At 31.8% G+C, this 26339-nt stretch carries 33 protein-coding genes; 13 read left to right on the forward strand and 20 right to left on the reverse strand.

Going from position 1 to position 26339, the window contains the following annotated elements; genetic code table 11:
* Together OEW78_RS06165 and OEW78_RS06170 are read left to right on the forward strand one after the other, a co-directional pair.
* Positions 1–911, forward strand: a 911-nt coding sequence (locus OEW78_RS06165) for a His/Gly/Thr/Pro-type tRNA ligase C-terminal domain-containing protein (RefSeq protein WP_300325627.1), incomplete at its 5' end; no start/stop codon positions are given.
* A gap of 374 nt (positions 912–1285) precedes the next feature.
* Positions 1286–2443: a glycosyltransferase family 2 protein gene (locus tag OEW78_RS06170; RefSeq protein ID WP_300325631.1), complete on the forward strand. Its 1158-nt coding sequence runs from the start codon at positions 1286–1288 to the stop codon at positions 2441–2443.
* 253 nt (positions 2444–2696) lie between these two features.
* Here the strand turns inward: OEW78_RS06170 and OEW78_RS06175 are convergent, their stop codons facing one another.
* Positions 2697–3347 carry a Snf7 family protein gene (locus tag OEW78_RS06175; protein WP_300325634.1) on the reverse strand — a complete coding sequence of 217 codons (651 nt, stop codon included), beginning with the start codon at positions 3345–3347 and terminating at the stop codon, positions 2697–2699.
* A 103-nt stretch (positions 3348–3450) separates the two neighbouring features.
* Between OEW78_RS06175 and OEW78_RS06180 the strand changes: the two genes are divergently transcribed.
* Entirely contained in the window at positions 3451–4215 is a 765-nt protein-coding gene (locus OEW78_RS06180; RefSeq protein WP_300325637.1) for a glutamate racemase, read from the forward strand.
* Here OEW78_RS06180 and cobM read toward each other — a convergent pair.
* Genes cobM through OEW78_RS06200 form a run of 4 tightly spaced genes read right to left on the reverse strand, consistent with a single transcriptional unit; the run spans position 4196 to position 6816 of the window.
* Complete coding sequence (cobM, locus tag OEW78_RS06185) at positions 4196–4966, reverse strand: precorrin-4 C(11)-methyltransferase (protein WP_300325640.1); 771 nt, start codon at positions 4964–4966, stop codon at positions 4196–4198. The two genes, OEW78_RS06180 and cobM, sit on opposite strands and share 20 nt — an antisense overlap.
* Positions 4959–5681 carry a precorrin-2 C(20)-methyltransferase gene (cobI, locus tag OEW78_RS06190; RefSeq protein WP_300325642.1) on the reverse strand — a complete coding sequence of 241 codons (723 nt, stop codon included), beginning with the start codon at positions 5679–5681 and terminating at the stop codon, positions 4959–4961. The genes cobM and cobI overlap by 8 nt, the downstream gene beginning before the upstream one ends.
* A gap of 36 nt (positions 5682–5717) precedes the next feature.
* Positions 5718–6308 (reverse strand): precorrin-6Y C5,15-methyltransferase (decarboxylating) subunit CbiT, encoded by a 591-nt coding sequence (cbiT, locus tag OEW78_RS06195; protein WP_300325645.1) that lies wholly within the window; start codon positions 6306–6308, stop codon positions 5718–5720.
* Between the two features lie 28 nt (positions 6309–6336).
* Positions 6337–6816 (reverse strand): hypothetical protein, encoded by a 480-nt coding sequence (locus OEW78_RS06200; protein WP_300325647.1) that lies wholly within the window; start codon positions 6814–6816, stop codon positions 6337–6339.
* Between the two features lie 103 nt (positions 6817–6919).
* Between OEW78_RS06200 and rqcH the strand changes: the two genes are divergently transcribed.
* The gene (rqcH, locus tag OEW78_RS06205) at positions 6920–8866 is read left to right on the forward strand and encodes a ribosome rescue protein RqcH (RefSeq protein WP_300325650.1); all 1947 of its coding nucleotides are present in this window, start codon (positions 6920–6922) and stop codon (positions 8864–8866) included.
* Here the strand turns inward: rqcH and OEW78_RS06210 are convergent.
* A complete protein-coding gene (locus OEW78_RS06210) occupies positions 8844–9227 on the reverse strand; it encodes a DUF126 domain-containing protein (protein ID WP_300325653.1) in 384 nt (127 codons plus the stop codon). The two genes, rqcH and OEW78_RS06210, sit on opposite strands and share 23 nt — an antisense overlap.
* On the reverse strand, positions 9224–10378 hold the full coding sequence (locus tag OEW78_RS06215; protein WP_300325656.1) for an aconitase X catalytic domain-containing protein: 1155 nt from the start codon (positions 10376–10378) through the stop codon (positions 9224–9226). Before OEW78_RS06215 ends, OEW78_RS06210 begins: the two co-directional genes overlap by 4 nt.
* A 55-nt stretch (positions 10379–10433) precedes the next feature.
* Here OEW78_RS06215 and nth point away from each other — a divergent pair, with 55 nt between their 5' ends.
* A complete protein-coding gene (gene nth / locus OEW78_RS06220; RefSeq protein ID WP_300325659.1) occupies positions 10434–11084 on the forward strand; it encodes an endonuclease III in 651 nt (216 codons plus the stop codon).
* On the opposite strand, the gene OEW78_RS06225 is transcribed toward nth, so the two are convergent.
* Genes OEW78_RS06225 through OEW78_RS06235 form a run of 3 tightly spaced genes read right to left on the reverse strand, consistent with a single transcriptional unit; the run spans position 11068 to position 13632 of the window.
* Entirely contained in the window at positions 11068–11736 is a 669-nt protein-coding gene (locus OEW78_RS06225) for a hypothetical protein (protein WP_300325662.1), read from the reverse strand. The genes nth and OEW78_RS06225 overlap by 17 nt on opposite strands.
* 30 nt (positions 11737–11766) lie before the next feature.
* Positions 11767–12906, reverse strand: a complete 1140-nt coding sequence (gene sat, locus OEW78_RS06230; RefSeq protein ID WP_300325665.1) for a sulfate adenylyltransferase — start codon at positions 12904–12906, stop codon at positions 11767–11769.
* Between the two features lie 12 nt (positions 12907–12918).
* The gene (locus tag OEW78_RS06235) at positions 12919–13632 is read right to left on the reverse strand and encodes a phosphoadenylyl-sulfate reductase (RefSeq protein WP_366523041.1); all 714 of its coding nucleotides are present in this window, start codon (positions 13630–13632) and stop codon (positions 12919–12921) included.
* A gap of 84 nt (positions 13633–13716) precedes the next feature.
* On the opposite strand from OEW78_RS06235, the gene OEW78_RS06240 reads away from it, so the two are divergent.
* The 4 genes from OEW78_RS06240 to OEW78_RS06255 all read left to right on the forward strand — a co-directional run bounded on the left by OEW78_RS06240 (position 13717) and on the right by OEW78_RS06255 (position 16975).
* Positions 13717–14829 carry a THUMP domain-containing protein gene (locus OEW78_RS06240; RefSeq protein WP_300325671.1) on the forward strand — a complete coding sequence of 371 codons (1113 nt, stop codon included), beginning with the start codon at positions 13717–13719 and terminating at the stop codon, positions 14827–14829.
* A 30-nt stretch (positions 14830–14859) separates the two neighbouring features.
* Positions 14860–16095, forward strand: a complete 1236-nt coding sequence (locus OEW78_RS06245) for a glycosyltransferase (protein ID WP_300325674.1) — start codon at positions 14860–14862, stop codon at positions 16093–16095.
* Between the two features lie 152 nt (positions 16096–16247).
* On the forward strand, positions 16248–16562 hold the full coding sequence (locus OEW78_RS06250; RefSeq protein ID WP_300325677.1) for a hypothetical protein: 315 nt from the start codon (positions 16248–16250) through the stop codon (positions 16560–16562).
* An 11-nt stretch (positions 16563–16573) separates the two neighbouring features.
* Positions 16574–16975 carry a hypothetical protein gene (locus OEW78_RS06255; protein ID WP_300325680.1) on the forward strand — a complete coding sequence of 134 codons (402 nt, stop codon included), beginning with the start codon at positions 16574–16576 and terminating at the stop codon, positions 16973–16975.
* 21 nt (positions 16976–16996) lie between these two features.
* Here OEW78_RS06255 and OEW78_RS06260 read toward each other — a convergent pair whose 3' ends face one another.
* The 3 genes from OEW78_RS06260 to OEW78_RS06270 form a co-directional block, all read right to left on the reverse strand.
* Positions 16997–17770, reverse strand: a complete 774-nt coding sequence (locus OEW78_RS06260; RefSeq protein ID WP_300325683.1) for an SDR family NAD(P)-dependent oxidoreductase — start codon at positions 17768–17770, stop codon at positions 16997–16999.
* Positions 17771–17804: 34 nt separating this feature from the next.
* Entirely contained in the window at positions 17805–18821 is a 1017-nt protein-coding gene (locus OEW78_RS06265) for a lysylphosphatidylglycerol synthase transmembrane domain-containing protein (protein WP_300325688.1), read from the reverse strand.
* An 85-nt stretch (positions 18822–18906) separates the two neighbouring features.
* Positions 18907–19050: a hypothetical protein gene (locus OEW78_RS06270; RefSeq protein ID WP_300325691.1), complete on the reverse strand. Its 144-nt coding sequence runs from the start codon at positions 19048–19050 to the stop codon at positions 18907–18909.
* A 150-nt stretch (positions 19051–19200) separates the two neighbouring features.
* Between OEW78_RS06270 and OEW78_RS06275 the strand changes: the two genes are divergently transcribed.
* From OEW78_RS06275 to OEW78_RS06285, 3 genes are read left to right on the forward strand one after another with little or no spacing between them, the layout of a single operon-like run.
* A complete protein-coding gene (locus tag OEW78_RS06275; protein WP_300325694.1) occupies positions 19201–19959 on the forward strand; it encodes an ATP/GTP-binding protein in 759 nt (252 codons plus the stop codon).
* A complete protein-coding gene (locus tag OEW78_RS06280) occupies positions 19960–20880 on the forward strand; it encodes a homoserine kinase (protein ID WP_300325697.1) in 921 nt (306 codons plus the stop codon).
* A gap of 11 nt (positions 20881–20891) precedes the next feature.
* Complete coding sequence (locus OEW78_RS06285; RefSeq protein ID WP_300325700.1) at positions 20892–21563, forward strand: 7-cyano-7-deazaguanine synthase; 672 nt, start codon at positions 20892–20894, stop codon at positions 21561–21563.
* Here the strand turns inward: OEW78_RS06285 and OEW78_RS06290 are convergent.
* The 7 genes from OEW78_RS06290 to OEW78_RS06320 form a co-directional block, all read right to left on the reverse strand.
* Positions 21560–21811 carry a hypothetical protein gene (locus OEW78_RS06290; protein WP_300325703.1) on the reverse strand — a complete coding sequence of 84 codons (252 nt, stop codon included), beginning with the start codon at positions 21809–21811 and terminating at the stop codon, positions 21560–21562. The two genes, OEW78_RS06285 and OEW78_RS06290, sit on opposite strands and share 4 nt — an antisense overlap.
* A 42-nt stretch (positions 21812–21853) precedes the next feature.
* Positions 21854–22411, reverse strand: coding sequence for a GTP cyclohydrolase I FolE (folE, locus tag OEW78_RS06295; protein ID WP_300325706.1), 558 nt, complete (start codon positions 22409–22411; stop codon positions 21854–21856).
* A gap of 64 nt (positions 22412–22475) precedes the next feature.
* On the reverse strand, positions 22476–23189 hold the full coding sequence (locus OEW78_RS06300) for a 7-carboxy-7-deazaguanine synthase QueE (RefSeq protein WP_300325709.1): 714 nt from the start codon (positions 23187–23189) through the stop codon (positions 22476–22478).
* 41 nt (positions 23190–23230) lie between these two features.
* The gene (locus tag OEW78_RS06305; RefSeq protein WP_300325712.1) at positions 23231–23425 is read right to left on the reverse strand and encodes a hypothetical protein; all 195 of its coding nucleotides are present in this window, start codon (positions 23423–23425) and stop codon (positions 23231–23233) included.
* Between the two features lie 40 nt (positions 23426–23465).
* Positions 23466–24266, reverse strand: a complete 801-nt coding sequence (locus OEW78_RS06310; protein ID WP_300325715.1) for a hypothetical protein — start codon at positions 24264–24266, stop codon at positions 23466–23468.
* A complete protein-coding gene (locus tag OEW78_RS06315) occupies positions 24263–25360 on the reverse strand; it encodes a MarR family transcriptional regulator (protein ID WP_300325718.1) in 1098 nt (365 codons plus the stop codon). The genes OEW78_RS06310 and OEW78_RS06315 overlap by 4 nt, the downstream gene beginning before the upstream one ends.
* A 4-nt stretch (positions 25361–25364) precedes the next feature.
* Positions 25365–25652 carry a winged helix-turn-helix domain-containing protein gene (locus OEW78_RS06320; RefSeq protein WP_016940139.1) on the reverse strand — a complete coding sequence of 96 codons (288 nt, stop codon included), beginning with the start codon at positions 25650–25652 and terminating at the stop codon, positions 25365–25367.
* A 299-nt stretch (positions 25653–25951) separates the two neighbouring features.
* Between OEW78_RS06320 and OEW78_RS06325 the strand changes: the two genes are divergently transcribed.
* Positions 25952–26173, forward strand: coding sequence for a hypothetical protein (locus OEW78_RS06325; RefSeq protein ID WP_300325722.1), 222 nt, complete (start codon positions 25952–25954; stop codon positions 26171–26173).
* Positions 26174–26339: the final 166 nt, after the last annotated feature.

Genomic DNA, 26339 nt, shown 5'->3' on the forward strand with positions numbered 1-26339 from the left:
CTCTGGGAATTGCTCAAGTAGGTAAGAGTTTCAGAAACGAGATAGCTCCAAGACAGAGTCTACTTCGATTAAGAGAGTTTTATCAGGCAGAAATTGAAGTATTTTGCAATCCAAACAAATTGACTGAGATGGAAAAGTTTTCAGAGATTCAAGATGTTACCATTAGAGTTCAAACAGATGCAGAACCTGTCGCCATGACATGCAAAGAGGCAGTAGAATCAGGTGTTGTTCCAAACAAGTTTGTTGCATACTACTTGGGAATCTTGACTGAATTTTACGAAAAAACTGGAATTGACATTACAAAAAGTAGATTCAGGAAACTCGGTGACAAAGAAAAGGCATTCTATGCCGAAGTTGCATTTGATTTTGAGGTAGAAACCACAATTGGATGGCTTGAACTAGTTGCCTGTAATTATAGATCTGACTATGATTTGTCCAGTCATGGAAAAAAGAGCAAGCAAAAGTTCGAAATTATGGATGGAGATGACAAAATTTTGCCTCATGTATTTGAAATTTCGATGGGAATTGACAGGAGTTTGTACACAATATTAGAGCATTGTTTAAAAGATGACAAAGAACATGATAGAATAGTTTTAGCCTTAAAACCATACTTGTCTCCAGTTCATATTGGAATTTTATCGCTGGTCAAAAAAGATGGATTGAAAGAAAAAACAGATGAGATTTATCTTCAACTAAAAAGAAAATGTGATGCATTTTTGGATCACTCTGGTGCTATAGGTAGAAGATATAGAAGACTGGATGAAATCGGTTCGCCTTTTGCAATTACAGTTGATCACCAAACACTAGAAGACAAAACAGTAACAATTCGTATGAGGGATTCCATGGAACAGAAAAGAATTAACATTTCAGAATTAGCCTCTGAAGTTATCCAATCAATAGCATATCCATAAAACAGAAATTGATATCTTGAATTTATTATTCGTTGGATGATATCGTAACAGTATCAGAATGATACCTGTATTTTATTTTCACAACAGTATCTTCTGATACATCTGCATGTTGGATTAACACATCTTCTGACTCCAATGTACATTCACATATGATCAATCAGCACTTGTTTTTGGTGCATTCATTATTAATAATGGAATAGTAGATATATTATTTGCAGCACAGAACTTTACATCAACTAGTAGTGGAATTCAATTGAACAGTGCAGATCAACTAACTGTAATATGTGATATTTCCCTACCATAGGTAAATCCAATACTTTTTCTTTATTATTAAACAAAGGTAAATTAATAAGATTTGTCAATTTTCATCCTTCATGGAATATCAAATTAAAAATCCAAAAGTTTCAATCATTATTCCAACTTATAACGAATCTAATAACATAATTGAAATTCTAAAACAAATTAAAAATTCAATACCTAAAAATATTATTTCCGAAACGATTGTCGTAGATGATAATTCTCCTGATGGTACTGGAAGAATTGTAGAAGAATACATTAAAAATTTTAAAAAAATTACAAATCATACCATAGATATAATTCATAGAACTGCAAAAACAGGATTAAGCTCTGCTATTTTTAATGGAATTCAAGAGGCAAAAGGTGAAACCATTATTGTAATGGATGCGGATCATTCACATCCTCCACAAATTATTCCTAAAATGATTGAAAGTTTGAAAAAATCACATTGTGATATTGTAATTGCTTCCAGATATGTCAAAGGTGGTCAAATAAAAGATTGGACTATATCTAGAAAAATGATTAGCAAAATTGCAACAAAGATCGCAAAATTATTCCTAAATATTGAACCAAAGGATCCAATGTCAGGATTTTTTGCATTTAAAAAAAATATTTTAAAAAATTCAAAATTTGATCTTCTTGGATATAAAATACTCCTTGAAATGTTAGTTAAAACAAAGAATGTGAAAATTATGGAAATACCTTACACGTTTACTGATCGAAAAATTGGTCAGAGTAAGCTTGATTCGCAAATTATACTAGATTATATCAAATCAATATGGAAACTATACAGATTTGGCAAAAACGTAAAAACCAATAATAAAAAATATACAAATTTTGTTTCAAAGGCTGCTAGATTCTATACAATTGGTGCAACAGGCCTTCTGGTGAATCTTTTATCATCATTTTTAATAGTAACCGGAATTCCTGATGTTTGGTATATTCATGCAAATTTATTTGGTATTGCTTCCTCAATATCCAGCAATTTTATTTTAAACAAATTTTGGACATTTGAAGATAAAGATTTTTCAAAGAAAAAAACAGTAGTTCAATTTTCAAAATTTGCAACATTTAGTACACTAGGTGCAGTTATACAATTAGGAATGGTATTTTATCTTACAGAAACACAAAATATGCCTTATTATTTGTCATTAATCTTAGCAGTTATGACTGGAGCATTTGGAAATTTTATACTTAATAAAAAATATACATTTAAAGAAAAATTACTAGAATAATTTTTTATGTCTATATTTTAGATCATGATTCAGTGTTTATACTTGGCCTAAACAGATTTTAGATGGAAAACAAAAAATTCATTCAACTGAAAAATGGGGAGAAATAATATCTCTTGATAAAACTGTACCAGAATTTCATTTAGGAATTATTCTTTTAATATCTTTGTTATCTATTGTTATAATTTAATATTATAGAAAAATACCAGTATTTTGAATATTTAAAATAAAAAGAACTGACTAACGTCTTTTCCAGCTACTCAAAGGTAGAAGTAGAGGTTCCTGACGAAAGTCCAGTTGAAGATGGTACAGATGGGAATTTATCTCCTATCTGTTGCTCAGCTACTGCAGATGCTTCTTGAAGAATCTTTTCAGTTTCTTCACTTGAAGCGGCAGACTCCATACTAAATGAGTCTCCTGCAAGTGAATCCATCATAAGTCCGTTTAGTGTCTGGGTCATACTGTTCAATTCTGAATCAGCTTCTGGCATGAATCTTCCTAGCGATGACTTCAATCCCTTCATTGTAGACATTGCTGGTCCAATTGCCACCATAGCATCACCAAGATCATGAATAGTTGTCAGTCTTAGTTGAACTTGTTCTAATGACATTCTTGCGTTGCCGAGCATCTTTGTAACTTTACGAATTTCAGCTAATTCGTTAGACAAAACTCTACTTGTGCTAGTATCATGTTGCTGCATTGCGGTCACGACTCTCTGAAAGAGTTGCGCATCTCTTTCGTGCAGTTTACCTAACATAGAGTCCATTTTTGAGATTTGGACTTGTAGTTTGTTTACCGCTTGTTGAATTCGTGGTTTTAATGCACCTTCAGGCTTTACTGCATCGCGTAGTTTGCCAGTTACACTTTGGGTCTCCTGATGAGCCCAAGTCTTATCGAAGTTTGGCATGATGAAGAGTTTAGAAATTTAGTCTTAATCAACGGTGTAAATTTAGATCAGTTTTAGATTAAATTTAGCTAACAAACATTACTCTCAAATTTTAAGAAAAATTATGGCTAAAATTGCAATTTTTGATTCAGGTCTAGGCTCATTATCAATAATTAAAGCAATCCAGAAAGTATCACAGTCAGAGATCATCTATTTTGCAGACCAACAAAATTATCCATATGGAAACAAATCTCAGGCTCAGATATCTAAAATTATTCAAAAATCAATCAAACTTTTAGAAGAAAAATTTTCTCCAGACATCATAGTTGTCGCATCAAATACACCTAGTTTAATGCTGAATATAACAACAAAGAGAATAATTGATGTAAAACCGCCATTAAAAGAAGCTGCAAGAATATCTAAAACAAAACAAATTGGAATTCTTGCAACAAAAAGTGCAATTAATAGTAAAGGTTTGATACAACATATTAAAAAAAATAACTTTTCAAAAAAAATCAATATTTTTAAAATTAATGGATCAGGACTTGTTGAATTGGTAGAATCTGGAAAATTTATTTCAAATAAAAAATTTTGTCAAAAAATTATTAAAAATGTTCTTAGTGATATATTATTTCAAAATAATATAGACACCATTACACTTTCCAGTACACATTTACCATTTTTAAATTCATTACTAAAAAAACAATTTCCAAAAATAAATTTTATAGATCCATCAGAAAATGTAGCAAGAAAAATTTTACTACTAATTAAAAATAAACAATCAAAAAAAAATTCATTAAAGATTTTTGCATCAGGTGATATAGAAATATTTCAAAATAAATTAGATAAAATAAGAATTAAAAATAAAGTTAATTTTTTATCTTTTTAGCTTTTCTATAACCATGACTAAATTTTTTGTCATATAATTTAGAGTATTCATAAGTTTCAGGATCTATTACATCACTAATAATTACAATTGCAGTACGAGTAATTTTTTCTTCTTTAATTTTTTTAGTAATATCTCCTAACGTACTTTTGATAATTTTTTGATCAGGCCAGCTTGCTCTATAAACTACTGCAACAGGGGTTGATTTTTTATAACCTCCTTCAATTGCTTCAGTAACCAATTTAGAGATGAGTTGTACACTAAGATAAAAAATCAATGTTGCTTTATGTTTTGCAAGCTCTGAAATTTTTTCACGTTTTGGAACTTTGGTTCTAGATTCTGCTCTTGTTACAATTATTGTTTGAGTGACACCAGGAAGTGTTAATTGCATTCCAAGGGCAGCTGCTGAGGCTAAAAATGCAGTAACACCAGGAACAACTACAGATTTTATTCCTTTTTTTTCAAGATTATCAATTTGCTCTTTGATTGCACCATAAATTGAGGGATCTCCATCATGTAACCTGACAACTAGCTTGTCTTTTTTTGCATTTTTGTATAACAGATCAAAAATTTCTTCTCTAACTAATTTAGCAGCATCATATAATTTCCCTTTTTTACATAGCTTCAAAATTAGATCAGGAATTAATGATCCAGAATATACAACAATGTCTGCTTTTTGAATTAATTTTTTAGCTTTAACTGTAATTAGTTCAGGATCACCAGGACCACATCCAACAAAAAATACTTTAGACACGTTTTACCACCAGGATTGAAAAATACTTTGTTGTTAATGTCTTGTCATTTACTTCACCTAGAGTCATTTTTTTAATAATTTCATTTTCTGTTCCTAAATCTTGTCCAATTGCAAAAATAGAATTATCAGGAAATCCAGATTCTTTTAGAACTTCAATTACTTTATCAAAATACCTTCCATCTTTTAGAAATATCATTGATTCCGAATTTTTTGCAATCTCTTTAACGCTTGATAAATCATAACAAGATGGAATGATAGCAACTTTTTCTGCACCTTCAGCTATACTTACTCCAACTTTAGATGCAAATGTAAACATGGAAACAATACCAGGGATAACACTGATGTTCATATCAGGGTAATTTTCTGCCAGATCTTTATGCATATAGATCCATGTACTATACAAGAAAGGATCACCCACAGTAAGATATACAACATTTTTTCCAGTCAATACAGTTTCTGCCATTATTTTGGCATTTTTTTTCCATGTTGCTTCTAGAATATCTTTGTCTTTGGTCATTGGAAAGATCAGTTTTACAATTTCTTGATTTTTTGATTTGTCAATAATTGGTGAAACAACGCCAAATGCGATACTAGGTCTGTTTTCCTTTGAAGCAGGACACATTATGATATCAGCATTCTGGATTGCCTTTACAGCTTTTACAGTTAGTAGATCAACATCTCCAGGACCTACTCCTATTCCAACTAAACCAGGCATGCAATGTATAATTTTCTTCCTAATTAAAAATCTAGATTAAATTTTGGTAGCAGATATGATAGTTACAGGATTTCTTGCAAGCATCATTGTTCCTGTACTAGTTTTTCTGCTCTTTGATATGGTCACTTGAGTGATATCAACAGATTCAAACTGTAATTTTTCTAATGTTTTCAAAACAGAATAAAGTGTTTCAATTAGTATAATACCAATTACAATTCTACCTCCAGATTTAAGTTTATTTTCAGATAACTCCAATATCTCTTTGGTATCTCTACCTGTACCTCCAATGAAAATAGTGTCTGCTTCTTCAAGTTCTTGAATTTTTTCTTTAGCATTACCATGAATTACTAAAATATTTGACAAACCAAATTTCTGAATATTTTTTCTAGTTAATTCTATAGCATTTTCATCATAATCAATTGCTAATACTTTGCCTGATGATTCAATTTGTAAAGCAGCTTCAATAGAAATAGAACCACTACCACATCCAATGTCATAAACAATTTGTCCTGGTTTTAGTCTGGCTTTACTAATTTGAACAACTCTTATCTCTTCTTTAGTGATTGGGATTTTTTCTGCTCTTTCAAATTCTTCATCAGGAATGCCAGGCGTTTTAAATTTCCACATATGCTATAACCATTTTTTAAAATATACACTAAATATTGATTCCATTAGTTACTGTTTCTAAATGGGTTAATGTATAACTTACAATCCATGAAAACAAGTACAGGAAAACATAGCTACCAATAGCTTGTGTAACAACTTTTTTTCTATCAGATGATGGTAATTGCATTTTCATTCCTTTTGCAACAATTACTGTACCAAAAAATATCACAATCATAAATCCAATTGATGCCCATCTTCGGTCTTCGCCTTCAATATCTTCAAAGATGAAAGTAGCTGCAGTTCCTGCTATTATAGCCAAAGCAACACGCATCCAAAATAATTTGTTTAATTTTCTATCTTTTTCACTTTTCTCAGCAATACTTACTGGTGGTTCTCCTGATGGTGTATCAGGTACTGGCTCTGATTTTTCTATTTCAGGAGTATCTACAGGAATATCTTCAACTGATTCTTTTTTTGAATCATTTGGATCTACCGTAGGTTCAGATTTTTTCTTTTTGAATTTTGCCAAGTGATTTTCTAGCGTGACTCAGACAAACTATGTTTAATATCTTTGGTCAAAGTATGAGCATATCAAAGCAAGAGTATAATTTTAGACAAAAATCATGATGTTCATGGCATTAGCAGGAATAGAACTACGGTATTTAGTTGATAAAATTTCTGAACAAGTTCAAGGATACTATATCAGCAATATTTATGGCATTACAAAAGATAGTATTCTCTTCAAACTTCATCATACAGAAAAAGATGATCTATTCATGATGATTTCAACTTCTGGCGTATGGTTAACTGCAGTGAAAATTGATCAGATGGAGCCTAACAGATTACTCAAAAGATTACGAAGTGATCTGCTTCGACTAAAATTAAAAAAAATTGAACAAATAGGTGCAGAAAGAATTGCATATTTTACTTTTGAGGGATTTGGAAAAGAGTTTGTTTTAGTGGGGGAATTTTTTGGAGACGGGAATATTTTACTCTGTAATAATGAAATGAAGATTCTTGCATTACAGCATTCTATAGATGTAAGGCATAGAAAATTAAGTGTGGGTTTGGAATATGTCCAACCACCAAATAGCGGACTAGATATTTTTAATTTGAAAGAATCAGATTTTGATGAACTCAAAACAACGGATTTGGTTGCAGCAAAATGGTTTGGTAGAACTTTGGGACTGCCAAAAAAATATGTTGAAGCTGTATTTGAAATTGCAGAAATCGACCGGAAAAAAATTGGAAATTTGCTATCTCAAGAAGAGACAAAAAAAATTTTTGAAACTGTAAAAAAAATTATCTCAGATGTAGTATCAGGAAATCATGATGCAGTTATAATTAGAAATGAAAAAACTGAAGTTCTTCCTTTGAAATTGGGAAAACTAGAAGGTGAGATAACACAAGTAAATAGTTTCATTGAAGGGTTAGATACTGTCTTTACTGAAAACATAGTTGAAAAAGGAAAATCTGTTCAAACAAGTGGTTCAGATAAAAAAATTAAAGAATTACAAACACAAATTTCTGAGCAAGAAAAAGCCATTGAGATGGTAAAAGAAAGATCAAAAAATATTACAAATGTGGCAAATTCTCTTTTTGAAATGGTGTCAAAAGGAATAATCTCAATTGAGGATAATAAATCCCAAGAAATTTTAGCAAAAAATAATGCAAAATTAGTTAATGAGAAAGGAATATCATTGATTGTAGTTCAAGATGAAAAAATAAAAATAAATACACAGTCTCCACTTCAATCAATTGCTTCGATATTATTTAATGAAGCAAAAAAACAATCAGGTGCGATATCTTCAATTCAAGCAGTTAAAGAGAAAACAGAAAAAAAATTGGAAAAATTTCAAAGTAAGACAGAAGCTGAGAAAGATCTTTTTGTAGTTACAGAAATTAGAAAAAAGAATTGGTACGAAAGATATAGGTGGTTCTTTACAACAGATGGATATCTTACAATAGGTGGAAGAGATGCTGCATCGAACTCTGCAGTAATTAGAAAACATTTAGATAAAGATGATAAGATATTTCATGGTGATATTTTTGGTTCTCCATTTTTTATTTTGAAAAATGCAGAAAATGCACCAGATACTAGTATGAATGAAATTGCTCATGCAACAGTTTGTTTTAGTAGAGCATGGAGAGAAGGGATGTATGGTGTAAGTGCTTATTGGGTTCACCCTGAGCAAGTAAAAAAATCAGCACCCAGTGGAGAATTTCTACCAAAAGGATCATTTACTATAGAAGGACAAAGAAATTTTATCAAATCAGATACACTTCGATTAGCTGTTGGAATTATACCAATTGATGATGATTATGTCTTAACATGTGGGCCCCCTGAACCAATCAAAAAAAATTCTCTTTGCTATGCAATAATTGAACCGCATGGATTAGAAATGGCAGAATGTGCTAAAAAAATTCGAATAGAATTTTCTAAATTATTTGAAGATATTACAAGAAAAATAAACATTGATGAATTTGTCAGAGCATTACCTCCAGGTAAAAGTCAAATTATTACAGTGGGTTTAGGAGATTCACAAAATCAAAATATTATTGATAATGAATTTGATTAGATTCAGCATCAAAAGAAATCTGCATTCCGTTTTTAATTGATCTAAATTCTCCATCGCTTACAGTAATCATGGGAATGTTTGCTAATGCACATCCAGTAGCTACTGTAAGATCTGCTTTTTTACAAATCATTGCAATTGGTGCTGCTTCATTAGATTTTATTGAATAAATTGTATATGCGCCGACACTACTTCCTACACCTGATGGAAAAACAAGTACGGTATTTTTAATTGATTTTTGATATAATTCATGGTTTTTGTCACTAATAATTCCAGTTTTTTTGTCAACAGTTCCTAAAAAATTAATTGGATCATCAGATTTCAAAACAATTCCTTCTACTTTTCCTGAAACTAGAACTTTCATCTTGTCTCATCTTCAATTATTTGTAATAGTGATTTTAGATTTACACCTACACCATTAGAATTTTTGAGATAAAATGCACCTTTGATACTATTTGTTGTAACTGCATCTACAGTGTCTTTACTTATCAAGGGAGATAAGCATGTACAACAATCAGATAAAATTTCACATCCTGCACGTTCAAGTTCTGCAGTATATCCAATTTTTGTTGATTGTTCTTTTACTATTCTAGGCATAAACACCATACATCTTTTCTGAAAAGAACGACCCTTTAGTTTAGCAGTAAGATCAGATATCTCATCTAATCCTAGTTGTGGACTGCCAAGTGTTATAATGTCACCTTTTTCTGTAGTGTTTAATTCATCATGAACATTTTGCATCTCTTTTTCATCAAAGTCTATTTTCTCGCAATCAGATTCTCCATCTCCAAAGATAAATTTAGCACAAGTTCCAGAAGTTCCCATTCCACCACACATTGCTTTTGTTTGTCGTTTATCCATCTCTCCAAGGCCTGAAATATTTACAGACGTATCGCCAATTTTTCCTGCAAAAAAACCAAGCATTCCATATGTCAATTCGTTTGGATTTTCTACTTTCATTCTAATTGTAATATTTGGATTATCTTCTTTTCTCAATGAAGAATATGGACTCTTTCCAACAATTGCACTAGCAAGAGCACTAAATGCACTTTCCTTGTTTGTCTTTAGATTATCAAAAGAATTTGCATGAATTGCAGCATTACTTTCTGCAAATGCAACTTGAGTTCCATCTTGTGGAATATCAAATATTTCATAAGGAATACATGAAAAAGAAGGAATTACTCCCATTGTTTCATATGATTTTTTAATGGATAGTTGCTTAGAGATAAAATTTTCATCTAATCCATAATTTTTTACATTATCAATATCAAATCCCATAGGATTCAGAGTAGTTTTTACTTTGACTCGAGCATATTTACTAATGTGTGATAGAAATTCTTCGCCTGCATCTCCAATGGTATTGTAATTTACGCCTGAAAGATGAGCCCATTCTATGGGTATTAGTTTGTCAGCATCAGTTGCCTCACCAGTTGCAACTAAAATTCTATAAGCAGTCTGTAAAATTTCTCCTTGTTCACCTTTTAATGCAGATTCTTCATCCTTAGTTAATTCCAATAAAATTCATTTATTATTACAGTTATAATACTTGTACGCAGTTTTTCAATTGGAAATGCAAAAAATACTTTCTGGTATGACAAAAACAATGAATGCAGTAAAACCTCCAAGAATTACTGCATTAAGAGATCTTCATGATGCAGAAACAGGTCCATTTAGTATTTTAATTGGAACTATATTATCTGCAAGAACTAAAGATGAAGCTACAACAAAGGCAGTTAAAAAATTATTTTCAATTTATAAAAATCCAAAACAATTATCAAAAGCTAGAGTCAAAGATGTCGAGAAAATAATAAAATCAATTGGATTCTTTCATGTAAAATCTAAAAGAATCATAGAAGTTGCTGAAATTATTGATAAAAAATACAAAGGTAAAGTACCAGAAGATCTAGATACATTGGTACAATTACCCGGTGTTGGAAGAAAAACTGCTAATTGTGTTCTAGTTTACGCATTTGAAAAACCAGCAATTCCAGTTGACATTCATGTTCATAGAATTTCAAATAGATTAGGATTGGTTGAAACAAAAAACCCTGAAGAAACAGAACAAGAATTAATGAAAAAAATACCAAAAAAATTCTGGATTGATATCAACGATACTTTTGTAATGTATGGTCAGAACATTTGCAAACCAATCTCTCCAATGTGTGATGTATGTAAAATTAAAAAGGATTGTAAATTTTACAAATCTAAGAACGTTTCTTAGTTAGAAACAATACGCCAACAATAATTCCCATCCCAGCTGCAACATAAAATGGAAACAATGCAAAAACGTTTTTTGCGGGATCACCAGACAAAAATTCAATTATCATACTTCCTGAATTTACTGCAGGAGGATCAATTGAACTTTCCATTCCATGAACAGAGTAAGAATGGATTGCAAATTTTCCTATGTCTAAATTAGTCACTACAATTCTAGCACCATTATTTACGGTCAGTCCTGCTCTATCAGTATAAGATATGATGGATTTTGCTTCAGGATACCAACCTCTATCTAAATCTCTATGGACTACAATGTAACCTTCTTTTGGAGTTTGAACTGCCACCCAAAACTTGTTGTCAGGCTTGGGGCCCATACCTACTTCAATAAATTCATCACGATTCTCTTGATCATATAGTCGTAATACTGCATTTCCGTTAGGATTTGCATATAGTAGATTGTTATCAATTGTTACTTGCCAACTTACTGCATGAACATCATCTAAAACTCTAACCGGTGCTTCACGCAATATAGTATTGAATTCATTTGAGGGAATTTCTAATGTGTTTATAATTAATGACGGGTTGTTTGTCTCTTGAGCAAATGCAGTAGGAATAAAAATTCCTCCAAGTAAAATTATTGCAAAGAGATACTTCATACATTAAGACAAATATGATTGAATAAAAATCTAGTCAACAAATGGTTTTGGATGATCCAAAATCACTTGTGCAACTTCCGGTCTTAGAATAAATTCAGATGGGGCCTTACCGTTCTGAATCATTTCTCTTAGTGCAGTTCCACTAATTTGCTCTTTTACATCATCTCCATGTGGACATGCTTTTGGAGTTGTATATGTAAGACATTTTCTACAATAGAAAAACGGTGGGAAAAATACAGGAGCAATTTCTAATTCTGGATAATCATCAAATATTTTTTGTGCAGCCATTGGATCATAAAATTTTCCAACACCTGCATGATCTCTTCCAATAATAATATGAGTACAACCATAATTTTGTCTCATAATTGCATGATGAATTGCCTCTTTTGGACCTGCATACTTCATTTGTGTATGTAATGTTCCAAGTTTACATCTATTTTCAGGATAATATAATTTTATCATCGTTTCATAACATTTCACAATTACCTCATCTACAAAATCACCAGATTTTTTCTGACCAATTACAGGGTTTACAAAAACTCCATCACGAGTTGTAATTGATGTTTTTTGTAGCATTTCATGTGCTACATGTGGTGGATTTCTAGTTTGAAATGCAGAAATAGTCTTCCAACCTGCTTTTGCAAAAGATTCTCGTGTTTGAGTTGGTGTTAATCTATTTTTTCTAATTTCAGTGTCATTTGGTCTTTGAATATAATCAATTTTTCCACTAACCAAATAATCTTTCATAGACATTGTATATGCAACTCCAGGGTGTGATGAATCATTGGTTCCATAGACTCCTTGAGCTGCTTTTTCTTTATCAAAAGTAAATGTTTCATCTACATGTAATATTGCAACTCCAATACCTTCTGGATTTTGTAATAGAACATCTCCTGCTTCTTTCATTTTTTCAGCAGTCTCTTTATCAACATCAAGTACAATCGGAATAGTCCAAGCTAAATCATTTGATAATCTTCCACGTGAAATAACACTTTCAAAGTCTTGTTGTCCCAAGAACCCTTCCAAAGGACTAAAAATTCCATCTGCAATATTTTCAACATCATTTGCAACATCTTCACTAATTGTAATTGAGAATAATCCTGTAGGATCAGATTTTGTAATTCTGTTTACTAGTATTCCACCGTGTGGTTTGATAGAGTTTTCAGGCATGTTAATCCTCTACTAAGGGTCTATATGAAGGCCACACTCTTTATTGCCATCCTGTTCCCACCACCATCTACCTGCTCGAATATTTTCTCCTGGTTTTATTGCTCTAGTACATGGCTCACATCCAATACTTGGATACCCTTTGTCAAGAAGACTGTTGTATGGTAAATCATTTTTTTTAATATATTCTTGAATTTGATCCCAAGTCCAATCAACAATGGGATTAATTTTTAAAATTCCTCCATGTCCATGATCTAATTGAAAGATTTTTACACTTTCACGATTTTTGGTCTGATCACGTCTTAATCCAGTAATCCATCCATCCAATGTACTTAACATTTTATTCATTGGATGAACCTTACGAATATCACAGCATAATTTCCTATTTTCAATGCTTTCATAAAATAGATTCATTCCTTTACTTCGAACCATATCTTCAACTTCTTTTGTGTCAGGAAATAGAACTTCAATAGATATATTGTATTTTTTACTTACAACATCAATAATATCATAGGTTTCTTGTGGTAATCGCCCTGTATCAAGAGTAAAAAATCTGAATTTGGGATTAATTTTTAGCATAATATCCATCACTACCGCGTCTTCAGCACCAAAACTTGATGCTTTAGCAACATTAGGATGAATATTATCTGAAACCCACTGTAACGCTTCTTCAGTAGTTTTAATTCTAGAGTTTAAATCATCTACTTGTTCCTGTGTGAATTTTGTCACAACAAATGTAAGATTATTTGTTTTATATTGATTGCCCAAAGTTTTCTTCTAAATTATAAACTAGTATAATTCAAAATAGAAAATATGGATGAAAAATCATATGTCATAGTTTTTCCAAATATATTTTCAAAAAATAAAATCCCTAATCTAATTTCAAACATCAAAAAAATCCTGAAAATAGAAAATCAACAATTCAAATCTGTAAAACGGGACGGCGATATAATTCTCATTGATGCAAATGATCCTGTTTTTGCGTCATCTACTATCAATTTACTTTTTGGAATTGAAAAAATAGCAATTGCAAGACAAGTAAGAAATGATTTTCAAAATATTGTAAATGAAATCACTAACATTGGTGGCAGTTTATTGCTAAAAGGAGAAAAATTTATAGTAAAAGTAGAAGGAATATCAAAAGGATTTGTAACTAAAGATGTAGAAATTGCTACAACATCAAATATTATTGAAAAGAAGAGAAATTTGGGAGCTCATCCAGGAACAGAAGAAAATTTTGATAAATTACTATACACATACATAACAAAAAATAATGCATACATCTGTATTTTCTCAGATACAGGTAATGGTGGAATCCCATATCAATCTCAATCTGAGAAAACAATTTGTGCTATATATGATGAAATTTCAGCAGTATCTTGTTTTGAAACAATCAAACAGGGATATGATACAAAGATCATTATTTGTTATAGACAAAAATCAGAACTGATGAATCTTGCAAAGATAATCAATCAAATAATTCCAAGAATGTTATATGATAAGATTGAACTCGAATTCTTACAGTTAAAAATTAGCCCCAATGGAATTAGGAATTATTTGATCTATGTCAATTCAATTCTAGAAATTTTGTTGCATTATTCTAATAATCGTGTATCATTGGCATTATCTCCATTGATTTTTTCTTCAGAATTTATAGATAATTCATTAAAACAAGTGTTTAGTAAAAAGAAAATTCCTATCATTCCACTAACTGGAGTTGATAACAGCTTGTTTGATGATGCAAAAGAGATAGGTTTGGAAAGAAATATGAGAAAAATAGAAAAAATGATCATTATAACAAAAGAAGAAATTCCTTTATTTTCAAAAAAGGAAGTCGAAAATGCTCTTAAAACAAAGAAAACAATCACGGTTAAGATAGGCCCTAATAATGTTCATGATATTTTAGATTCATTAGAAAATCATTGAGAATTTAAACGGCATATTTGGTTTCACATTGTGCTCAAAATAGGAGAATTCATCTATCCCTGGGGAAGTGGCCATTACTCAAGAATGATGAGGCTAAATGAGGTTTTAGGTGAACATATCAAAGAAGAATTTGAAGTTCATTTTTCAAGCAAAGATCATGTTTATGAAAAATTATTAAAAAAATTTCCTGAACAAAAAGAAAAAATTCATGAAATTTTAATGCCAACACCAATTGATGGTAAATTCGGTCCAAGTGTTTCAATGTCATTGATGAATTTATTATTACCAATTTCAAAAAATCCACCACTAGTGAGGCAGATTGCAAATTATTTAAGAGAAGAGAGAAAATTATACAACAAAGAAAAGTTTGATTTGGTAATCAATGATGGAGATATGGGTTCAAACATTCTAGCTAGAAATAGAAATATTCCTAGTTTGTTTGTTACAAATCAATTTAGACCAAAACTGTATAATTCAAGAGCATATCTCTATCCATCATTGATTTTTGTTGCAAAACAAATTGCAAAAGCATCAAAAATACTTGTTGCGGATTCACCACCACCATATACGATGTGTGAATATAATTTGAATTTCATAAAAGAAGTAGAAGAAAAGATTACTTATGTTGGACATTTTACAAACAGCAAAAAAATTAAAAAAGAAAAAGAATCTGATTTAGAAAAATTGGTTAAAGATGGCGAGTTTGGATATTGGATGAGAACAGGAAATAAATCAACTAATGATGGCACTGGTCAAAGATACGAAGGAGTTTTTCATCAGAATGAAATGAAAAATGAGAAAAGAATAATTTCTCATGCACGAAATGATCCCAACATAGATTCAGTAATAGGAAAGGATGGGGGAAAATATTCTATAACAGAAGCTTTTGAGAAAAAAATAGATTGGATACAAATTGATATTGGTTTTCTTTCAGAACAAGAAAAAGATACAGTTTTGGATTTATGCAAATATGCAGTTGTAAATGGATCTCATACAGTAATGGGAGAGATTATGGGTGGAAAATCAAAGCCAATTATCGGAATCCCAATTTATGATGAGCATACAAACAACATCAAATGGGCTGAGGAAAAGAATCTGGGCATATTGGCGATTAAAACGGATCAAGTAACTAAAGGCATATCAAAAATTAAAGAAAATTATGAAACATTTCAAGATAGTTTGAAAGAATTTTCAAAGAATTTTGTTCCTAATGGGGCAGAAAATTCAGCAAAAATTGCTGCTCAAACCTTAGAAGAAAAGAGATAATACATTATTTTGATGATTTTGTTCGTCTGGCACGCGGGATTTCGATGGGCGAACGGACCGAAAGGGATGATGAAAAAATCCGTGTGTCAGACAATATCGATCATTCAATAATGTGGGAACGCTTTTATGGAAAAAATTAAGCCAAATCATCAGTGCCTAACTGTCCAGAATGTACATCACGAGAGAAAAAGAAGATAGAAGCAAAATACATGGAAGATTTTCCAGAAGAAGAGGACAGAAGTAGAGATGCTTTATTCAAATTATTTGATGAAATTGACATTCCTATGAAAATGGATGAGAAAAATAGAAGACATTTCATTTGTAAACGATGTGGATTATACGCAACAAGAGAAGAGATTTCAGATATTAGATTCAAGCTAAATCAGAAAGAGAGAACACGTGATGACAAACATGATGACTATCTTGAATGGTGGTCAAAAAGTAAAAAAGAAAAAGCAGAAAACTAGAGTGGTTTACCATGGTAAAAAAGAAAGAAGAAGAAATTCCAGAATGGGTTACTGATGAAATTCAAAATGCTAAATTTAAGAAACCTGAAGAGTTGAAGAAGCAAGGATACATTTTAGAATTTTATTATGAAGATAACAAGGTAGATGTACAGCTATATGATCCAGTAGAAGATGGACGACATATAGTAACTATGGATGTTCCAAAAACTATCAAAATTGATGATTTGTTAAAAGGTGAAGTTTACGAATTTGTGTTTAATCAACATAAAGCACCATTAAGCAAGAAGGTATCAGAATTTTTAGAAAAAGAAAAAGAGATTGATATGAAAGCAATTTATCAGTTTGATTTGAAATCATTAGATTTACTAGATGTAGGTTCTAGTGAATCTGCAGATGAAGATTTAGAAGAATAATCAAATTTTTATGTAATCCAGTTATTTTTTGAAAGACTTTCCTATGATAGGATTGATAAAGTATGGAAATGTGTTCTTCATCCATACTGCGCTTCGTACAACAGATGGAACTATAATTTCCAGTCTGGGAGAATTTGCTGCTTTAAGAATTGCTTTTGCAACAGTTTTAGCACTAAGTGATGTTGGAGAGAATGGCATGTTCTCAAACGATGGATGCTCAAAGAAATTAGTCTTGACCATGATTGGACTAACAACTGTAATTCCAACTCCAGAATTTTTTAATTCATGTTTAAGACCTTCTGAAAATCCCAACATTGCAAATTTTGATGCACAATATGATGCAATTCTAGGTAAACCAAAACTTGCAGCAACGGAAGCTACATTGATGATATGACCAGATTTTTTATCAAGCATTGATGGAAGAAAATTTTTGATACAGTAAATCATTCCAAAATAATTTGTTTCCATTTGTGATTCTATTTCATCAATACTAAGATCACTTACAGAACCATAAATCGCAAAACCTGCATTGTTCACTAGAATATCAATAGAACCAAATTTTTCTAGTACTAATTTTGACATTTTTTTTACCTCTTCTTTTTTTGAAACATCACATTGACAAACTAGTGTAGTAACATTGAATTTTTTTAATTCGTCAGCAACTTGTTCAAGTTTACCTTTCCTCCTTGAAACCAATACTATAGTTGCACCTAGTTTTGCAAACTCTATTGCAGATTCTCTGCCTATTCCTGATGATGCACCAGTTATTAGAACAACTTTGTTTTTGAAATCCACAAATCAGAAAAATCATTAAAAGATAAAGTGGTTTCTATGTGGATTGTGGCTTTGAAATCCTGCTCAGAGCCAATTTTACTAAAAGTAACCATGTAATTACAATTGGAACATAATATGTCGCAATTCTCCATCCAATTACTGCATCCCATCCCACAACCCCTTCAGTGATTTCAAAAGCAAATGGATCCAGGTTATTCAAATATGCTACAATTCCAAATTCTGCCAAGCCAGAACCACCTATAGTTATAGGTAAATTCCCAATTGCGTTTGCACCCATTACTGCCATTATAGAATCAAATGTATTAATTGTGAATTCTGTTCCCATTGCAATGATCATAAATGAAATTCCATAAAATGACCATGATGCTAGTGAAAACAAAAATGATACTGTAAAGATTTTTTTAGACTCACTAGTTTTGAGATTTTCTCGACTCATGGAGCAGACTTCTTCCATCCATGTGTTTGTTTTATCAATGGCCTTTGCTCCTTTTTCTTTTCCAAACTTCTTTGCAAGACGACCTAAGACCTTAGGAACTTGGAATGTGTGTTTTGAGGATAAAAAGAACATTATCATCCAAAGAGATGTAATGATTATACTAGTGGCTAAGATAACTGCTGCAACCACATATGCGCCGTTAAGCAACGCAATAATTCCTGCCATAATAGACAACAAACCTGCTGCAAACACCTCAGTTACAATATCCATGATTGCAATCCATGCAGATTTTGCAGGCTTTACACCTTTTTTATGCAAATAATATATCACGACAAATTCTGCGCCAACAAACATAGGAGTTGTAAATTTAATGAATTCACTTCCAACTCTAACTCCGACTAGTTTAAAAAAAGAGTCAAAATTTCCAAGGTATTTTCTTGCAATATATGCAAATTTGACTCCTTGAAGACCAAGCTTTATCATCATGGCAATAATTGCGCCAACAAAAGGAAATAATCCAATTGCCAGAACGTCTTCTATTTGAATGTCAAATTGAATAGCAATAAGGAAAATTGGAATTAAGGTAACAGGAATAGCTACTAGTCTCCAGTTCATCTGATAGTTTTTTTGAGGAATCAAATATGAAAGTTGAGAAAATTTTCAGTCGGGAAATATTGACGCCTAAATTCAGGCACAAAAATCATAGTGAATTGGAGGTTTTGTCTTGATTTTGGAGTTCCTGCTTTACCTCTTTAAACAATGAATCAAGTGCATCAAAGTCAGAAAAGTTTCTTTCTCTAAGTAATTTTATCACCAAATCTTTGAGATAAGCTTCCTTTTGCAATGGACTTTAAATCATAAATGAAATACAATTTAGTTCGTTAAAGGCAAAATGGAAATTTTTGATCTTTTCTAATACCAATTTGGTATTTTCATAGAAAATAATGAGAATCAAGTAGTTTGAAATATAAGCAAATATTCAAAATTAGACGGATTGAAAACAATTTTTGTTTCAGGTACTGCTGGTTCAGGAAAATCATTGCTTTCATCAAAGCTTCATGAATACTATACAAAAAATGGAGCATTCGCAGCTGTTTTGAATTTAGACCCAGGTGTAGAGAATTTAGTATATACCTGTGATATTGATGTAAGAGACTATGTAGATTACGTATCAATCATGCAACAGTATGATCTGGGACCAAATGGTGCCATGGTAATGGCAAATGATTTGATTGCATCAAAAATTGATGAGATTCAAAATGATGTTAACAAAGTCAATCCAGATTATTTAATTGTCGACACGCCAGGTCAGATTGAATTATTTGCATACCGTTCAAGTGGACGTTTTATTGTAGAGAATCTTACATCAGAAGAGAAAACAAGCATATTTCTTTTTGATGGTGTGCTAATCAATACCCCAGTTAACTTTGTTTCAATTGCGTTACTTGCTACATCAATAAGATTGCGTTTGAACTTGCCAACAATTAATGTTCTAACAAAGGCAGATCTTATCGGAGATAAAATAAAAGAAATTTTGCAATGGTCAACAAATTTGAAGACATTAGAGAATGCCATTGCTAAGGATACTGATGGTGATACCTATATTCTAACTACAAATATTTTACGAGGGTTAAATCTGGGTGGATTTGCACAGGGGTTGATTCCAATTTCAAATGTGACTGGAGATGGCTTTGTCAATCTTGAAGGCGCTTTAAGCAGAATTCTTAATTTGGGTGAGGAAGTAGAAGATTAGATGGCATCCAAAGTCACAGTTAAAGCACCTTCTTCAACTGCAAATTTAGGTCCGGGATTTGATGTGTTCGGATTAGCATTAGATGCATTTTATGACACAATCACATTAACTAGAACAAAAAACGGAGTCAAAATAATCTCGGATGATAACATTCCTACAGATCCTGAAAAAAATACTGCAGGGTTGGTGGTAAAAAACATGAAGAAAAAATTCAAAATTAAAGAAGGCCTTGAAATAAAAATCAAAAAAGGAATCCCTGCAGGATTTGGAATGGGAAGTAGTGCTGCATCAGCTGCAGCAGCTGCAGTAGCATTTGATAAATTATTTGGATTGAAATTAAGTGGAAATAGTTTGGTAGAATTTGCAGGATCTGGAGAAAAAGCAAGTGCTGGAACAGTTCATTATGACAATGTTGCAGCTTCTGTTCTAGGCGGTTTTGTAATTGTAAAAACGAATCCTTTAGATGTAATCAGAATCAATCCGCCAACTAATCTTAGAATGTGTGTTGCAGTTCCAAGTATTGATGTTCCAAAAAAGAAAACCAAGGTTTCAAGAGGAGTAATTCCAAAAAAGATCAAACTAACAGATAGTATTTTGAATTTATCAAATGCTTCAGCAATTGTTGCAGGATTTATGAAAAAAGATCCTGAAATGATTGGAAATTCAATAAAAGACGTGATAGTTGAACCTGCTAGACAGCATATGATTCCAGGGTTTGCCAAAGTCAAAGAAAATGCTATCAAAGCTGGGGCATTAGGTGTTACAATCAGTGGAGCAGGACCTTCAGTGATTGCATTTTCAAAAAGTTCATCTGATTTAAAAAAAATCAGTTTGGCCATGTCAAAAGGATTTGAATCTGCAAATACAAAATGTCAGACTATAATTTGTAAGCCTAGTAAAGGTGCAGCAACTAGTAGGTAGTTGAATAAATTATGAAAAAAGCAGTCATTGTTTTTAGCGGCGGTGTTGACTCTGTGTGTGCAGTTTCATATCTGAAATCAAAATATGATCTGTATGGAATTACGTTTTCATATGGACAAAAGGCAAATAGTGAAATTACATCTGCCAAATATTTTGCAAAAAAACTAGGATTAAAACAACATAAAATAATTGACATAGGTTTCATGAAAGATTTGTATGGCAATTCCAATGTTTTAACAAGTTCTAAAAGAAAAATCCCTAGCAAGTTTGAGTACTCTATTGTGGTTCCAATCAGAAATGCAGTTTTTCTATCAATTGCCTCAGCATGGGCTTTTACTCTTAATGCTTCAATGGTAGCATATGGTGCACATACAGGAGATCAAAACTATCCTGATTGTAGACCAAATTTTGCAAAAAAACTAGAAACCGCATTTAATCAAGGAGAAATTGACGGAATCAAATCAAAACTCCGAAAGGAGATTGAGATTTGGTCGCCATACCGTCAAGGATTATCAAAGAGTGATTTGTTAAAATCAGGAATGAAAATTTTGGGTGATTCCATATTCAAAACCTGGAGTTGTTATTCAAATAAAAAATATCATTGTGGAATGTGTGAATCTTGTAACAACAGAAAAATTGCATTTGTAAAAGCTGGTATTACAGACAAAACAAAATATCTCTAGTAACTATTTTTCAGAATTTTCTTTTTTAAAATTAATCCTCTGATTCCAATATACCAAACTAAAAAGAACAGACCAACAATTCCCATAAACATATAATTTTGAACTTCTGGAGATAGTCCTTCAATGGAATCAGTAATTTTACTTGATGCCAGCATAGATATTGCAATTACAATAATGCACTCAATTGCATACCATGTCCAGTTGGGCCAGGATTCCTTTGGAATGTGAATGTATGGATTTGCCCCCATGTCTGTGATCAAAAATATTGATTATTTAATTTTTCAGTATGTCTATAAGGACAGATCAGAGGCACTTTGTCTAATTAGTGACATAATTCCAGCTTTTTCCTCTTTATTTTCATAAATTCCTCTAAATGCGGATGAGGAAAGTGTTGCATCATTTTTGACACCACGCATTTTCATACAAAGATGTTCTGCATCAGCTAAAACAACAACTCCCTTTACTCCCTGTGAGAATAGCTCATCTGCAATATTTTTTGTCAAGCGTTCTTGAATTTGAAGTCTTTTTGAATATTTTTCAACTAGCCTGACGAGTTTTGATATTCCAAAGACTCTACCATTTGGAGAATAAGCAATGTGAATTTTTCCATAAAATGGCAACATATGGTGTTCACACATGGAATAAAATTGAATATCACGGGCAATTACTACATCAGAATCTTCAGAGAATTGGACTGATAATTCTGAATCAGAGTCATATCCACCAAAGATTTCTTTATACATTTTTGCGATTCTTTCAGGAGTTTCTCGTAACCCTTCACGTGTAGGATCCTCACCAACTTCAATGATTAATTCTCTAACGAGTTTTTTTACACGCTCTTGGTCCATTTAATATTCTCACAGAATTTTTCTAGTATTTGAACCTAATCTGATTTTTAGGCAGGTACCAAGATTATGGGGCTCCAATGAATTTGTGTAGTTGGGGTACTACCTTAACATCAACGTAATGAGGATATACCAAATCATATAATTCCAGTAAAAGATCCAGAGAAGGTTCTGAAATACCATATGTTGGTTGAATAATGAATCCGCTAATATCATCATTTGATACGATATCAAAAATTTCCTTTACTAATTTTTTAAATTCATTTGGTTGAGTTTTTGAACTAACCACAATTTTGATGTATGTTGTTTTTTTTGATTTCATAGATGACTCAAGACATTTTAGTGTATGACCAATTAATTTTTCATAATGTTTTGAGTCAACAAATTCAGAATCTTTTGTTTTAAATTCAATTTTTACAATATCAATAAATGGTAAAACATGATTGAATCTATCAATATCAAAACATGATGATTCAAGATATGTTGGAATTTTTTTGTCTTGAACATGTTTTGCAAGCAATGCCACTGCTTCATGTTGAATCAATGGATCACCACCTGTGAAATTTACTTTGTAGGTTTGATTTTTCAAATTAGAATCAATTAGTTGTGTTGCCTCTTCAAGAGAATATTCTGTTCCAGAATCCAATGGAAGAGATTCTTTGGTATCACAGTAAAAGCAAGTAAAAGGACATCCTGCTAATCGGACAAAAAGTGTCTTTGTTCCATAAAGAATACCTTCGCCTTCAATTGACGTAAATATTTCAAATAATCTTACTTTCAAGTAATAGTTGTAAATTTTTTCATTATTTATTCAGTGAGTTTCTAATGCATTACTGGTTCTTTTGTATAAAATAATCCAGAGATGAAGAATATTATTCCCAAGATGCCAATTGTGCTTCCTATAAGTTCAATCTGATTCTGAAGATTTGCTTCAAGTGGAGCCCACAACCATGCCATTAAAGCACCTACAATAATCATTGGAATTCCTACACCAACAGTAATTGCTTTAGATGCCATGTTCGAATTGTTTAGAAAATGTATATGAAGCTTATGCTATCTATGGAATTGATTTTTTTATCATATTTACGATTCTATTTAATTCTCCAAATTTTTTCTTGGCATCAGAGATGTTACCTTCAGATATCAAACGTTCAATTTCTGTAACTAAAGAGTTGGCTTTATCAAGTTCTGGAGATTCAGGATCTGCTTTATCAAGAATTTTTTGAATTCTCTCTAATTGTTTTAAAACAAATTCTTTGATTCTATCTGATGCAGAATTTGATGTAGATTCACGGATATGTTGTTTGATTGAATCAATTAATACTTTAATTTCCTCAATCGTTTGAGCTGCACCGGTAAAATCATCAGAATTTATCTGATCATTAGCTAAAGTGAATAATCTTTGGAATTCTTTTGATTCAATTTCTGTTTTTTGTTTTTCAGATATTGATTTTAGATTCTGGAAATATTTGTTTAATCTATTTAACTCACTTTTAAGATCCCTATCAGATTCATCAGTAGTTATTTTTGTCTCAGTTGTAGGAACAAAAGTCATTCTAGAAATTTGTTGGAATAATTTCATCGCTGTAAGAAAATCTTCTCTTGCTTGTTTCGTATCGTTTGTTTTGAGATTATCTTCCAATGATTCTACTGCTGTGTGCCCTTCTTCATACAGATTTTCTATTTCAGTAGGAATTGAATCTCCATAAGATCTGTCTAATTGGTTTTGTATTTGTTTGTCTGCTTGTTCAGCAATTCGTAATAAGATATAGGGATCACTTTGTGCATATGCATCACCTACAAATGATGTAGTACCAAAAATCAATACAAATATTGTAAAAATTGCTAATGTTTTCATTCTTCTTCCTCCATGCTCTTTCGTAGTTTTACCAGATTTTGTAAATCCTTCTTTTCGATTTCAATTATTCCATTACGTTCTAATCTTTTTACTGCACGCCACATTGTAGTTCTTGGTTGTAAGAATTTTTTGCGCAATTCACTTTCTAGTGCCTCTCCTCCATTATTAGAGATAAACTTCACTATCTCTTTATCATCTTCACGAATATCTGGTTTTAGTTTAAAGATTGATTCTATATCAATTGTTTCAGTTTGTATTGATTTTTGTTCCTGTATTGGTTGTATTGATTTTTGTTCCTGTATTGGTTGTATTGATTTTTGTTCCTGTATTGGTTGTATTGATTTTTGTTCCTGTATTGGTTTAGCAATTTTTTGTTTTGAACGGGTAATTACCACAGTTCCAATTACTACAACAGTTACAACTCCACCAATTACTGCATACATAAAATAATCTGGTTGAGATGTGGAATCAGTTACATCTGGAGAATCAGTAATTACTACAGGTGTGCTGAATAAATAATTGATTTCGACGTTACCACCAGAAAGAGTTAATTGATTTTTGTCATTAATAATTTCCATATTAATAGGAAGACTAGTCATTCCAACAATGGCAGAATTTTTTGGTAAAAGCAATGTAAAATCAGAAGGGGCATCTAAAGAGAATGTCCAAACTTTACCTTGTTTTGATACCAAATCATGAATATCATATTCTACAGAAATAACAGAGGATCCAAATGTTTCAATTAAAGCAGAATCACCCAGTATGTTAGCATCAAGTAAAAAATCATTTTCACCTACAGCTACTAGATTATCAATGGTACTTCCAAATAGATCCAGCTCATAATCAGTTGCAAGCGGATCTACATCAATCTCTGTAGAGACATGGGTTGAACCGTCTGGATATATTATCAGATCTAGTGTTCTAGGAGAACTGAATGAGGACTGAATTGGCATTACGGCTGCTACGATAATCATGCTAGCTACCAAGAGAGGTATTTTGACCATTGTATCGACAATGCCATCAGTCCTTACAAAAAGCATTCCATCTTCTCGAAGATACTCTTTCCTATGAATTGGTACGATTTCTGGATTCATATGCTCAATACCTTAGATTCATGCTTTCAACTAATCCCTGAAATCTCTTGAACTCCTGGAAGAACTGGAGTCCTTTTTCAGTAATCAAGAAGACTCTATTTCTGTCATTTTTGACGGATTCGACTAAGCCTGCTTCTACCAGTTTCTCACATTTGTCTAGTACTGCGTAGTGAGATAGGTTGGCTTTGCGAGAGATTGCAGATACAATGACTCCACCACGACCGCCATCAGCGGTAACGTCTAAGATATCACCCATTATGCCCATTTCGGACCTGTATTGTTGTTTTGACATGCTCTAGTATATAACAACGTAGTTTATGAGGAACAGTTTGAAACTTTATAGCGGAACGCAAAGCGGAACGGCAGTTTCATCAAAAAAAATAGTGTATTTTTGTTAATTTTCAAAAAATAGAAAAATTTTGGAGAAAAATCATGCCTAAGAATTAATTAAAAAAATAGAAAAATTTTGGAGAATTGCTCTTTAGAGTTTTTTTGAGAAAATGATTCTATTTTATCATATTTTGAGCAATTTTGATAAAATTTGGTATATAAGGAACAGGATGATTCCTCGTCGTTCCTAATCTATCATTCATGCAACTAGTCTCCATGGTAAAACCACAGATTAGGATGATTGAAGCAATTGTCATCCTATTGATGCTTGGAGTTTCACCATTATCTGTAACATACTCATTTGCAGAAATAGACAGTGAGAAAAGTAGAGAATATGGAGCAATTATTACTGAAAAAATGGTTGATGGGAAGCTAATAGTCAGTCATCATGCGATATCTGATGAACTATCAAAAGAGGACTGAGAAAAAATTGTCATTTAAGGGCCAGACATCATGGGCATATGTCAATTATAGTGCATATAATTCGGGGATTGTTATCTTTAATGGGAAAATAACTAAAATTGGAGATGTCTATTGAATATTTCAACTGACAAAAATATCTTTGAAGATCTAAGTTTCAAAGTGATAT

Origin of the sequence: Candidatus Nitrosopumilus sp., from assembly GCF_029882185.1 — an archaeon.
Taxonomy (GTDB): Archaea; Thermoproteota; Nitrososphaeria; order Nitrososphaerales; family Nitrosopumilaceae; genus Nitrosopumilus.